At 63.4% G+C, this 12,923-nt stretch carries 8 protein-coding genes; 5 read left to right on the top strand and 3 right to left on the bottom strand.

What is annotated here, in order from left to right; translation table 11 throughout:
• Positions 1-2: 2 nt before the first annotated feature.
• Entirely contained in the window at positions 3-1,778 is a 1,776-nt protein-coding gene (gene gcl / locus BBG20_RS06840) for a glyoxylate carboligase (protein ID WP_065901588.1), read from the bottom strand.
• 256 nt (positions 1,779-2,034) lie between these two features.
• On the opposite strand from gcl, the gene BBG20_RS06835 reads away from it, so the two are divergent.
• A complete protein-coding gene (locus BBG20_RS06835) occupies positions 2,035-2,475 on the top strand; it encodes a GlcG/HbpS family heme-binding protein (protein ID WP_065901586.1) in 441 nt (146 codons plus the stop codon).
• Positions 2,476-2,585: 110 nt separating this feature from the next.
• Here BBG20_RS06835 and BBG20_RS06830 read toward each other — a convergent pair whose 3' ends face one another.
• Both BBG20_RS06830 and BBG20_RS06825 read right to left on the bottom strand, forming a co-directional pair.
• Positions 2,586-3,044, bottom strand: a complete 459-nt coding sequence (locus tag BBG20_RS06830) for an REP-associated tyrosine transposase (protein ID WP_065901584.1) — start codon at positions 3,042-3,044, stop codon at positions 2,586-2,588.
• 205 nt (positions 3,045-3,249) lie between these two features.
• Positions 3,250-3,855: a TetR/AcrR family transcriptional regulator gene (locus BBG20_RS06825; protein WP_065901582.1), complete on the bottom strand. Its 606-nt coding sequence runs from the start codon at positions 3,853-3,855 to the stop codon at positions 3,250-3,252.
• 240 nt (positions 3,856-4,095) lie between these two features.
• Between BBG20_RS06825 and BBG20_RS06820 the strand changes: the two genes are divergently transcribed.
• The 4 genes from BBG20_RS06820 to BBG20_RS06805 are packed head-to-tail and all read left to right on the top strand — an operon-like array spanning position 4,096 to position 12,830.
• Positions 4,096-5,220: an efflux RND transporter periplasmic adaptor subunit gene (locus BBG20_RS06820; protein WP_065901580.1), complete on the top strand. Its 1,125-nt coding sequence runs from the start codon at positions 4,096-4,098 to the stop codon at positions 5,218-5,220.
• 13 nt (positions 5,221-5,233) lie between these two features.
• A complete protein-coding gene (locus tag BBG20_RS06815) occupies positions 5,234-8,305 on the top strand; it encodes an efflux RND transporter permease subunit (RefSeq protein ID WP_065901579.1) in 3,072 nt (1,023 codons plus the stop codon).
• The gene (locus BBG20_RS06810) at positions 8,302-11,427 is read left to right on the top strand and encodes an efflux RND transporter permease subunit (RefSeq protein WP_065901577.1); all 3,126 of its coding nucleotides are present in this window, start codon (positions 8,302-8,304) and stop codon (positions 11,425-11,427) included. The genes BBG20_RS06815 and BBG20_RS06810 overlap by 4 nt, the downstream gene beginning before the upstream one ends.
• The gene (locus tag BBG20_RS06805) at positions 11,424-12,830 is read left to right on the top strand and encodes an efflux transporter outer membrane subunit (protein ID WP_065901575.1); all 1,407 of its coding nucleotides are present in this window, start codon (positions 11,424-11,426) and stop codon (positions 12,828-12,830) included. The genes BBG20_RS06810 and BBG20_RS06805 overlap by 4 nt, the downstream gene beginning before the upstream one ends.
• Positions 12,831-12,923: the final 93 nt, after the last annotated feature.

The raw sequence follows: 12,923 nt of genomic DNA, 5'->3' as shown, positions 1-12,923 counted from the left end.
CCTTAATCGAGCAGGGAAATGGCAGTCGGCGCATCGTTGCCGACCAGGGCCAGATCTTCGAATTCGTTGACGGCGTTGATCTCGGTGCCCATGGAAATATTGGTCACGCGCTCCAGGATGATCTCGACGATCACCGGCACCTTGAATTCCTCGATCATCTCCTGCGCCTTGCGCAGGGCCGGCTGGATCTGGCCCGGCTCGAACACGCGCAGGGCCTTGCAACCCAGGCCTTCGGCGACGGCGACGTGGTCGACGCCATAACCGTTGAGCTCCGGGGCGTTGAGGTTGTCGAAGGACAGCTGGACGCAGTAGTCCATTTCAAAACCGCGCTGGGCCTGGCGGATCAGCCCCAGGTAGGAGTTGTTCACCACCACGTGGATGTACGGCAGCTTGAATTGCGCGCCCACCGCCAGCTCTTCGATCATGAACTGGAAGTCATAGTCACCGGACAACGCCACCACCTTGCGGCTCGGGTCGGCCTTGACCACGCCGAGCGCTGCGGGGATGGTCCAGCCCAACGGGCCGGCCTGGCCGCAGTTGATCCAGTGGCGCGGCTTGTACACGTGGAGGAATTGCGCGCCGGCAATCTGCGACAGGCCGATGGTGCTGACGTAGCAGGTGTCTTTGCCGAACACCTGGTTCATCTCTTCGTACACCCGTTGCGGCTTGACCGGCACCGCGTCGAAGTGGGTCTTGCGCTGCAGGGTGGCCTTGCGCTGCTGGCAATCATGCAGCCAGGCGCTGCGGTCCTTGAGCTTGCCGGCGGCTTTCCACTCGCGCGCCACTTCAATGAACAGGGTCAGCGCGGAACCGGCGTCGGAGACGATGCCCAGGTCCGGGGTGAACACGCGGCCAATCTGCGTCGGCTCGATGTCGACGTGAATGAACTTGCGGCCTTCGGTGTAGACCTCCACCGAACCGGTGTGGCGGTTGGCCCAGCGGTTGCCGATGCCTAGCACCACGTCCGACTTGAGCATCGTCGCGTTGCCATAGCGGTGGGAGGTTTGCAGGCCGACCATGCCGACCATCAGCGGGTGGTCGTCGGGGATGGTGCCCCAGCCCATCAGGGTCGGGATCACCGGGATACCAGTGAGTTCGGCGAACTCCACCAGCAGTTCGCTGGCGTCGGCATTGATCACGCCACCGCCGCTGACCAGCAACGGCCGCTCGGCGGCATCGAGCAGGGCCAGGGCTTTTTCCACCTGGATGCGGGTTGCCAGCGGCTTGGCCAGGGGCAGCGGCTGGTAGGCGTCGATGTCGAATTCGATCTCGGCCATCTGCACGTCGAACGGCAGGTCGATCAACACCGGGCCTGGGCGGCCGGAGCGCATTTCGTAGAAGGCTTTCTGGAACGCGTAGGGCACCTGGCCAGGTTCGAGCACGGTGGTCGCCCACTTGGTCACGGGCTTGACGATGCTGGTGATGTCGACGGCCTGGAAGTCTTCCTTGTGCATCCGTGCACGCGGGGCTTGGCCGGTGATGCACAGGATCGGGATCGAGTCCGCCGAAGCGCTGTAGAGGCCCGTGACCATGTCGGTGCCCGCCGGGCCCGAAGTGCCGATGCACACGCCGATATTGCCGGCCTTGGTGCGGGTGTAACCCTCGGCCATGTGCGAGGCGCCTTCAACGTGGCGAGCAAGGACGTGATCGATGCCACCGACCTTCTGCAAGGCCGAATACAGCGGGTTGATCGCGGCGCCAGGGATACCGAAGGCGGTGTCCACGCCTTCACGGCGCATCACCAGGACGGCGGCTTCGATTGCTCTCATTTTGCTCATGATTTTGGTGCCTCTTGCGTTTTGTAATTGTATACAAGTGGTGTCTGGATAAAGTGTATTCACGGCGAGCGGCGCAGGTCAATCCATTTTGTTCGCGGCCCTTTGCGTTCGTCGGAAGGCATTTTTTCGACGTATGGAGTGTTTGTGCGAAATTATTGTATACAAAATTAATTGTCATTGTGTTCTATTTGTTTGATCGAGCATCTGATCAGACAGACCTCCACCGCTTTCCCAATAACAAAAGAAGGACGGCACCATGAGCGCTTTAACCTTGAAAATCGCCACCCAGCTCGCCAGTCAGGCCCTCAACGCAGGGCGCACGCTGTCGACGGCGCCGCTGACCATCGCGGTCCTCGACAGCGGCGGCCACTTGATCACCCTGCAACGCGAAGACGGCGCCAGCCTGCTGCGCCCGCAGATCGCCATCGGCAAGGCCTGGGGCGCGATTGCGCTGGGCAAGGGCTCGCGCTTGTTGGCACTGGACGCGCAGCAGCGCCCGGCGTTTATCGCGGCATTGAACAGCCTGGGGCAGGGCAGCGTGGTCCCGGCACCGGGCGGGGTATTGATTCGAGATCGAGAGGGGGTGGTACTGGGGGCGATCGGGATCAGTGGCGACACATCGGATATCGACGAGCAATGCGCGATCACCGCAATCGAGGGCGTGGGGTTGCTGGCGGATGCGGGGGTGCCCGCGTGAGTTGAAGTGACGGTGCGGGCCTCTTCGCGAGCAAGCCCGCTCCCACATTTTGAATGCATTCCAAGTGTGGGAGCGGGCTTGCTCGCGAAAGCGGCGACGCGGTCTCGGCACTAAACCCAGATCGCATCCCACAGCGGATAGTCGCTGATTCGTTCTACCAAGTTGGCCCGCAATGGATTAGCCACCACATACCGGGCCATTTTCACCAGGTCGTCTTCCTTTCGTAGCGCACGATCATGAAAGCTGGTTTGCCAAAGCCTGCCTTTGCGACCGCTGGCGCCGTTAACGGTGCGGGTGCTTTTGGATTTCACCTGGCACATCAGGTCTCCCAAGGAGCCTTTTTGCAGTTCGATCAGCCAGTGGAAATGGTCTGGCATCACCACCCAGGCCAGGGAGTTGGCCAGCCCTTGGTACTGGGCGAGCCGGAATTGCCCGACCACCAGGCGGCCGAGGTGGAAGTCGCGAAATATCGGCAGGCGTTCGTGGGTGTTGGTGGTGATCAGGTAGACACGGTTCGGTTCGCTGAACCGCCCGATACGCAGGCGGTGTGAAGTGGCTAAATCAGGCATTCCTTGGCCTCTCTTCAAGTGGTGTCCTGAGAGGCTAGATCCCGCCGATCAATGCTGGGCGCCAGGCTTTTGGCAGGATGTGTCTGGAAGGCCGCTTTCGCGAGCAAGCCCGCTCCCACTGGGGGTGGAGGGATTCGAACATTTTGTGTTCAACACCTTAGAAATGCAGGCGCTGGCTTGCCTGCGATGCAGACACCCCCCTCCATCAGTCCGGCTCACACCCCTTGAGCACCAACCGGATGATCGTCTGCGCCGCCGCTTCATAGTCCGCCTCGTCCAATTTGGCCTTTCCGGTCACCGCCGAGATTTGCCAATCGAAATCCGCATAGGTCTGCGTCGCTGCCCAGATGCTGAACATCAGGTGATTGGGGTCAATGGCGGCGATCAGGCCGCGATCTACCCAGTTCTGGATGCAGTCGATGTTGTGCTTGGCCTGGGCGTTGAGTTGTTCAACCTGGTCGGCACTGAGGTGTGGCGCGCCGTGCATGATTTCGCTGGCGAATACCTTGGAGGCGAAGGGCAGGTCGCGGGAGATGCGGATTTTCGAGCGGATGTAGTTGCTCAGCACCACCGACGGCTCACCCTCGGGATTGAACGGCGTGGACGCTGCCAGGATCGGCTCGATAATGCTTTCGAGCACCTCGCGATAGAGGTTGTCCTTGGACTTGAAGTAGTAATAGACATTGGGCTTGGGCAGCCCGGCCTTGGCGGCGATGTCGCTGGTTTTGGTCGCGGCGAAGCCCTTGTCGGCAAACTCCTCGCTGGCCGCCCGCAGGATCTTTTCTTTGTTGCGCTCGCGAATGGTGCTCATAAACCAGGGTTTTCCTTGCCAGGACAGGCGGTTGCGCATGGTAGCACCGGCCTTGCGCAGCGCTCAAGAATCCTACTCCAGGCCTTGCAGGCCGGGGGCTTGCGTCAGATTGTCTGTCTTGATGCTGAACGCATTCAAGGTTGTACAGGCTTACGCCGGGCGTGCTGCTAGAGTTCAGGTCAGCCACCGACTCATTGCAGCGGTCGGTCTATCCTGATTTCGGCGTTCGAGAGAGAAACCGTGGAGAAAAGCAAACGACGCACGTTCGCCTGGCTGGCGGGCGTCGTCCTGGTGGTACTGGCGATTGTCCTGGGTCTCCATTTCTTCACCGCGCAGCACAAGGGCAAGCCTGCACCCACAGGTGAACCGGTGGCCGTGGTGCCCGTCGCCTTGCAGGATGTGCCGGTGTACATCGACGCCCTCGGCACCGTGACCCCGACACGCAGCGTCACGGTGGTCAGCCAGGTCGACGGCATCCTCAGCAGCGTCGAATTCAAGGAAGGCCAGCACGTCAGCAAGGGCCAGGTCATCGCCCGCATCGACGACCGTGCGCTCAAGGCGCAATTGGCTGTGGCCAAGGGCACGCTGGCGCACGACCAGGCGGTATTGAGCAATGCCCAGCGCGACCTGGCCCGCTATCGCGACCTGGTCAAGGCCGGCTCCACCAGCCAGCAAACCCTCGACACCCAGGCCGCCCTGGTGCAGGAGCAGCAGGGCACCGTCGCCGCCGACCAGGGCAATGTGCAAAACCTCGACGTGCAACTGAGCTACTGCACCATCACCTCGCCGGTCGATGGCGTGGTTGGCCTGCGGCTGGTCGACCCCGGCAACTACGTGACCACTACCAGCACCACCGGCATTGTGGTCATTACCCAGATGAACCCGGCCACGGTGGTGTTTGCCGTGCCCGAAGATGACCTGGGCAGCATCGACCAGGCCATGGCCCGTGGCAGCGTGACCGTGCTGGCCTACGACCGCAATAAAAAGACCCTGCTGGCCACCGGCAGCCTGCTGGCCCTGGATAACCAGGTCGACACCAGCACCGGCACGATCAAGGTCAAGGCGCAGTTCGACGACGCAGGTGATGCGCTGTTCCCCAACCAATTCGTCAACGCGCGTCTCAAGGCCGACACCTTGAGCCAGGTCGCCGTGGTGCCGACCCGGGCGATCCAGCACGGCAGCAAGGGGGATTTCGTGTTTGTGGTCAACGGCGACAAGGCCGCGCTGCGCAACGTCAAGACCGGGCCGTCGATGGGCGATGTCTCGGCGATCCTCGACAACGGCGTCAAGCCTGGCGAGCAGGTGGTCACCGAAGGTGCCGATAAACTTGACGACGGTTCGCCGGTAAAAGTCGTCGCCCAGTAAGGAGCTGCCGGTCATGAATGTCTCGCGGCCCTTTATCGAACGCCCGGTGGCAACCACGCTGATGATGGTGGCCGTGCTCTTGCTCGGGTTGCTCGGGTACCACTTGCTGTCGGTGTCGGCGTTGCCCGAGGTCGATTACCCGACCATCCAGGTCTTCACCCAATACCCCGGCGCCAGCCCGGATGTGGTCAGCTCCTCGATCACCGCGCCGCTGGAGCGCCAGCTCGGCGAGATGCCGGGGCTCAAGTCGATGAACTCCACCAGCTCCGACGGCGCCTCGGTGGTGACCCTGCAATTCGACTTGTCGTTGTCCCTGGACGTCGCCGAACAAGAAGTGCAGGCGGCGATCAACGCGGCCGGTACCTTCCTGCCGGCGAACCTGCCGTACCCGCCGGTCTACAGCAAGGTCAACCCGGCGGACGCGCCGGTGCTGACGCTGTCGCTGACCTCCGATGTGCTGCCGCTGACCAAGATCGAAGACCTGGCCGACACGCGCCTGGCGCAGAAAATTTCGCAGATCACCGGCGTCGGCCTGGTCACCATCAGCGGCGGCCAGCGCCCGGCGGTGCGGGTCGAGGCCAATACCTCGGCGCTGAACAGTCTCGGCCTGTCCCTGGATGACTTGCGCACCTCGCTGGGCACCGCCAACGTCAACCAGGCCAAGGGCAATATCGACGGCAAGTTCCAGGCGTATTCCATCGGCGCCAACGACCAACTGCAATCGGCCGAGGAGTACCGCGACCTGGTGATCGCCTACAAGAACGGCGCGCCGATTCGCCTGTCGCAGATCGCCAGTTCGACCCAGGGCGCCGAGAATCCGCGCCAGGCCGCCTGGACCAACAGCACGCCGTCGATTGTGTTGAATATCCAGCGCCAGCCTGGCGCCAACGTGATCCAGGTGGTCGACCGCGTGCAGCAATTGCTGCCCAAGCTGCGCGCCAGTTTGCCTGCCACATTGAAGGTCGACGTGCTCACCGACCGCACCCAGACCATCCGCGCGTCGGTCACCGATGTGCAGTACGAATTGGCCATGGCCATCGCGCTGGTGGTGATCGTGATTTTCATCTTCCTGCGCAACGTCGCGGCGACGATCATTCCGGCGGTGACCATCCCGCTGACGCTGGTGGGTACGCTGGCGGTGGCCTATGCCCTGGGCTTTTCCCTCAACAACCTGACGCTGATGGCGCTGACCATCGCCATCGGTTTCGTGGTGGATGACGCGATCGTGATGATCGAAAACATCACGCGCTACCTGGAGGCTGGTGACTCGCCGCTGGAGGCGGCCCTCAAGGGCTCGGCGCAGATCGGCTTCACGATCATCTCGCTGTCGATTGCGCTGATCGCGGTGATGATCCCGTTGCTGTTCATGGGCGATGTGGTCGGGCGGCTGTTCCGCGAATTCGCCATGACCGTGGCGGTGACTATCGTGATCTCCGCGCTGATTTCCCTGACGCTCACGCCGATGATGTGCGCGCGGATGCTCAAGCACCGGCAGCAGGAACACCGGGTGGATTTCTTCGACCGCATCAACACGCACTATGTGCGGGGCCTCGATTGGGTGCTGGCGCACCGCACGCTTACGTTGATCTCGGTGGTGCTCACCGCAGCCCTGACCCTGGTGACACTGGTGCTGATGCCCAAGGGCTTTTTCCCTGATCAGGACACCGGCCTGATCCAGGGGATTTCCCAGGCGGCGCCGACCATTTCGTTCCAGCAGATGCAGGTGGAGCAGCAGCGCCTGGCCGCGCGGATTCTCAAGGATCCGGCGGTGCAGAGCCTGTCGTCCTTCGTCGGCATCGACCAGACCAACCCGACCATCAACCAGGGCAACCTGCTGATCAACCTCAAGCCCCGAGGCGAGCGCGACAGCAGCACCGAAGTGATCCGCCGCCTCGCCGATGCCAACGCCGACGATGCCGGCATCCGCCTGTACCTGCACTCGGTGCAGGACCTGACGCTGGACGCCACGGTGTCCACCACCAGCTATCGCCTGGGCCTGCAAGCCACCGACCCGGATGAGCTGGAGCAGTGGACCAACAAGCTGCTCGCGGCGATCAAGCAGGACCCGATGTTCACCGACGTGCAAAGCCAGGCTATGCAGTTTGGCAACCAGATCCAGCTGACCTTCGACCGCGCCACCGCCTCGCGCCTGGGCATCACCCCGCAAGCCATCGACGATGTGCTGTATGACGCGTTTGGCCAGCGCCAGGTGTCGACGATCTACACCCAGCTCAACCAGTACCACGTGGTGATCGCCACCGATCACCCGCCGCGCAACCTGCCGGATCTGCTCACCGGCTTGTACGTGGACATTCCCGCCGGCGGCGTGGCGCCGCTGTCGAGCATGGCCACGATGCAGGTGGTGCGCACCCGGGTGACCATCAATCGCCTGGGGCAATTTCCCTATGCGGATGTGTCGTTCAACCTCGCGCCGGGGCAAACCCTTGGCGCAGCGGTGACCCGGCTCAAGGACATCGAGGCCAAGGTCGGCCTGCCGCTGTCGGTGCAGGCCAACCTTGAGGGTGCGGCGGCGACGTTCGAGGCGTCGCTGTCCAACCAGGTGTTCCTGGTGGTGGCGGCGATTGTGGTGGTGTACCTGATGCTGGGGATTCTCTACGAGAGCTTCGTGCACCCGGTGACGATCCTCTCGACGTTGCTTTCGGCCGCCCTTGGCGCGTTGCTTGCGCTGCTGGTCACTGGCACGCAGTTCGACATCATCGGTTTGATCGGCATCGTGCTGTTGATCGGCATCGTCATGAAGAACGGCATCATGATGGTCGACTTCGCCCTGGCACTACTGCGCGAGGGCGGGCTGACCCCGGTGGCGGCGATCCGGCAGGCGGCGGAGTTGCGGTTTCGGCCGATCCTGATGACCAGCATGGCCTCGCTGTTCGGCGCGGTGCCGCTGGCACTGGGCACCGGCATCGGCTCGGAACTGCGCCATCCACTGGGCATCGCGATCATTGGCGGGCTGATGCTCAGCCAGTTGCTGACGCTGTTTTCCACCCCGGTGATCTTCCTCGCCATGCACGGGCTGGAACAGCGCTTCAGCCGGCGCCCGGTTGAAGCGGACCCGGCGCAATGAACCTCAGCGCGCCGTTTGTCCATCGCCCCATCGCCACCACCCTGATGGCGGCGGGGCTGGCGCTGTTCGGCGCGCTGGCCTTTATGCTGTTGCCGGTGGCGCCGTTGCCGGAGGTGGATTTCCCCACCATCAGCGTCAGTGCCTCGTTGCCTGGCGCCGACCCCAATACCGTCGCCAGTTCGGTGGCCACGCCGCTGGAGCGCGAGTTCGGGCAGATCGCCGGGGTCACGCAAATGACCTCCGCCAGCAGCCTCGGCTCCACCCGCATCACCCTGCAGTTTGACCTCAACCGCGATATCGACGGCGCCGCGCGCGACGTGCAGGCAGCGATCAACGCGGCGCGCACCAACCTGCCGAGTGACCTGTCCGGCAACCCGACCTATCGCAAGGTCAACCCGGCCGACTCGCCGATCATGATCATCAGCCTGACCTCCGACAGCGCCACGCCGGGGCAGATGTACGACGTGGCCTCGACCCTGCTGGAGCAGAAACTGTTGCAGACCACCGGCGTCGGCGACGTGACGGTCGGCGGCGGTGCGCTGCCGGCGGTGCGCGTGGAGCTCAACCCGGATCGCCTCAACCAGTACGGCGTCAGCCTGGAGCAGGTGCGCCAGGTCATCAGTGCCTCGAATGCCAACCTGCCCAAGGGCAACGTGGCAATCGGTGACCGCTCCTACGGGATTGGCGCCAATGACATGCTGCTCAACACCGACGACTACGGCCCGTTGGTGGTCAAGGAACACAACGGCGACCTGATCCGCATCGCGGACCTCGGCTACGTGCGCGAAGACGTGCAGGACCTGCGCAACTTCGGCCTGTCCAACGGCAAGCCGGCGGTGTTGCTGGTGGTGTTCAAGCAACCCGGCGCGAATGTGATCGACACGGTGGACGCGGTAAAAGCCTCGCTACCGTTTCTGCAAAGCTCGATCCCGGCGTCGATCAAGCTCAACCTGTTGATGGACCGCACCACCACCATCCGCGCCTCGCTGCATGATGTGGAAGTGACCCTGCTGGCGTCGATCCTGCTGGTGACGCTGGTGACGTTCGGGTTTTTCCGCGACTGGCGCAGCACGCTGGTGCCGGCGATCGTGGTGCCGCTGTCGTTGCTCGGCACCTTCGGCGCGATGTACTTCCTCGGCTACAGCCTGAATAACCTGTCGTTGATGGCGCTGACCATTTCCACCGGGTTTGTGGTGGACGATGCCATCGTGGTGGTGGAAAACATCATGCGCCACCTGGAGAAAGGCGAGAGCCGGGTCCAGGCCGCGCTGAATGGCGCCAAGGAGGTCGGCTTCACTGTGCTGACCATCAGCGTGTCGCTGGTCGCGGTGTTCATTCCGCTGCTGTTGATGGGCGGGATTGTCGGGCGGCTGTTCCGTGAGTTTTCGGTATCGCTGTCGGTGGCGATCGTCATCTCGATGCTGATCTCGCTGACGGTCACGCCGATGCTCGCCAGCGTGTTGCTGCGGGCGCCCAAGGAGCTGCACGAAGGCGATGAACACCCGGATTCGCGTTTTCACCGTTTCTATGACCGGACCCTGGGGTGGGTCATCGAGCATTCGATCCTGATGGGCCTGGTCACGGTGCTGGTGATCGTGCTGGCCGGGGTGCTGTATGTGCTGGTGCCCAAGGGCTTTTTTCCCCAGGAAGACACCGGCCGCCTGCAGGGCAGCATCCTGGCCAACCAGAGTATTTCCTACGGGGCGATGCAGAAGGACTTCACCGAGATCAACCGCAAGGTCATGACCAACCCCAATGTGGAAACCGCCGCCGGGTTTGTCGGTGGCGGCGGCGGTGGCGGTGGGGCGGTCAACAGTGCGCAGATGTTCGTGCTGCTCAAGCCACTGGACGAGCGCAAGGACGACGCCACCCAGGTGATCGGGCAAATCCGCCACGCCCTCGGTGACTTGCCCGGCACCAAGCTGTTTCTGCAGTCGGCCCAGGACATCACCGTAGGCGGCCGGCAAAGCGGCGCGCAATATCAGTACACGCTCACCGCCGATGACCAGTCATCCCTGGACGAGTGGGTGCCGAAGGTGGTGGCTGTGTTGCGCAAGCTGCCGCAGTTGACCGACCTGAACACCGACCAGCAGGACAACAGCCTGCTGGCCAATGTCGGCATCAACCGCGACACGGCGGCGCGGCTCGGGGTGAGCATGTCGGCCGTCGACCAGACGCTGTACGACGCCTTTGGCCAGCGCCAGGTCTCGACCCTCTACCGCGCCGCCAACCAGTACCACGTGGTGATGGAAATCGCCCCCGAATACTGGACCGACCCGTCGGCGCTCAAGGGCATTTATGTGCCGGTGGGCAGCGCGGCGCTAGCCAGCAAAGGCAGCGTCGCCGCGCCCAACCTGGCGGCGCAGTCGACCTTGGTGCCACTGTCGGCGATTGCCGATGATTCGGTGGCGCGCACGGCGATTTCCATCAGTCACCAGGGCAGTTTTCCGGCGGTGACGGTCTCGTTCAACCTGGCGCCCGGCACGTCCATCGGCCAGGCCACCGCCTTGGTCGACGACGCGGTGAAGCAACTTCGCATGCCCGCCAGTGTGGTCGGGCAGTTCGCCGGCACCGCCCAAGTGTTCCAGTCGTCGGTGGCCAGCGAGCCGTTGCTGATCGTCGCGGCATTGCTCTCGGTGTATATCGTGCTGGGCATTCTGTATGAAAACCTGATGCACCCGCTGACGATTCTTTCCACCTTGCCTTCGGCGGGTGTCGGTGCCTTGATCGCGTTGCTGCTGACCGGCACCGAACTGTCGATCATCGCGCTGGTGGGCGTGATTTTGTTGATCGGCATCGTCAAGAAGAACGCGATCATGATGATCGACTTCGCGATCACTGAACGGCGCGAATTCGGGCTCACGGCCAAGGCGGCCATTCGCCGTGCGTGCCTGATCCGCTTCCGGCCGATCATGATGACCACCCTGGCGGCGATCCTCGGCGCGCTGCCGCTGGTGCTGGGCACCGGCTATGGCTCGGAACTGCGCCGGCCGCTGGGGATTTCGATTATTGGCGGGTTGCTGCTCAGCCAGGTGCTGACGCTGTACACCACCCCGGTGATTTACCTGTGGCTCGACCGGGCGTCCCAGCGCCTGGGACGGCATAAGGAAGCAAGCGCATGAAACTCACAGACAGCGTGCTGTTGTTAAGCCTGGTACTCGGTGGTTGCATGGTCGGGCCCGACTATCAAAAGCCTGCGATGCCGCTGCCGCAGACCTTCAAGGAGGGCGCGCAGTGGCAACGCGCGGCGTCCAATCCCCAGGGCGCGTTGGACAGCCAATGGTGGCTGGCGTACCAGGACCCGGTGTTGAATGACCTGGTGGCGCGCTCGGCCCAGGCCAACCAGTCGATCATTGCCGCTGAAGCCGCGTATCGGCTGGCCCAGGCGCAAGTGGCGTCGAGCCGCGCCGGGCTCTGGCCGACGGTGGGCGTGGGCTTGTCCGGTTCGCGCGGCGAGGGCGGTGACGGCACCACGTCCAGCAGCACCACGTCGACTGGCGTGAAAAACAGCGTCAGCGCGACGTTGACCGCCAGTTGGGAGCCGGACCTTTGGGGCGAGGTGCGTCGCGGCATCGAGTCAAGCCAGGCCGCCGCGCAGCAATCCGATGCGTTGCTGGCCGGGGTGCGCTTGTCCATCAGCTCCAGCGTGGCCAGTAACTACCTGGCGCTGCGCCAGATGGATATCGACGTGCGCCTGCTCCAGCAGCAACAGGCGATCAACCAGCAGTTGCTGGCCATGATCCAGGCCCAGTTCACCCAAGGCGTGGCGACCAACGATCAGTTGCTGGTGGCTCAGGACCAACTGACCACCTCGATTGCCGACCTGCAGACTTCCCAGCGCGACCGCGAGCAATATGAACACGCATTGGCGGTGCTGGTGGGCATGGCGCCGAGTGAATTCAGCGTGGCGCCACGCAATGACTTCAGCTTTGTCGTGCCGCGCCCACCGCTGACCCTGCCGTCGACCTTGCTGCAACGGCGCCCGGATGTGGTAGCGGCCGAGCGCTCGGCGGCGGCGGCCAATGCGAAAATCGGCGTGGCTGAGGCAGCGTTTTTTCCGACACTGGATTTGACCGCCCAGCTGGGTTATCGCGGCAGTGCCTTGGGCGGGTTGTTCTCCTTGCCCAACCGCATCTGGACCCTGGGGCCGGCGTTGGCAGAGACGATCTTCGACGGCGGCGCCCGTGAGGCCGCGGTCAAACAGGCCGAGGCCAGCTACGACCAGATCGCCGCAAACTACCGTGGCACGGTGCTCAGCGCCTTGCAGAACGTCGAGGACAACCTGTCGGCGATCAATCACCTGCAAACCCAGGCCGATGCCTTCCAGCAGGTCTACCAGCGCAACCAGCAACTGTTCGGCAGCCAGGAGGCGCAATTGCGTGCGGGCACGGTCAGTCGCGAGACGGTGTTGACCCAGCAACTGGTGTTGCTGCAAGCCGAACAGAACCTGCGTGACACCCAAGGGCAGCTCAGCCAGGGCAGTGTGGCGTTGATCCAGAGCCTGGGCGGTGGTTGGCAGCCCTGATGCCCCGCTCATCACGCAGGCGGGGAGACCGCCATCGCCGGCAGCCAGCTCCCACCCGGTGAGCAAGATCAACAGCAGATCGGCTGTGATCCG

Origin of the sequence: Pseudomonas aylmerensis (assembly GCF_001702265.1) — a bacterium.
Classification (GTDB): Bacteria; Pseudomonadota; Gammaproteobacteria; order Pseudomonadales; family Pseudomonadaceae; genus Aquipseudomonas; species Aquipseudomonas aylmerensis.
This window is presented reverse-complemented; position numbering and strand designations above follow the sequence as displayed.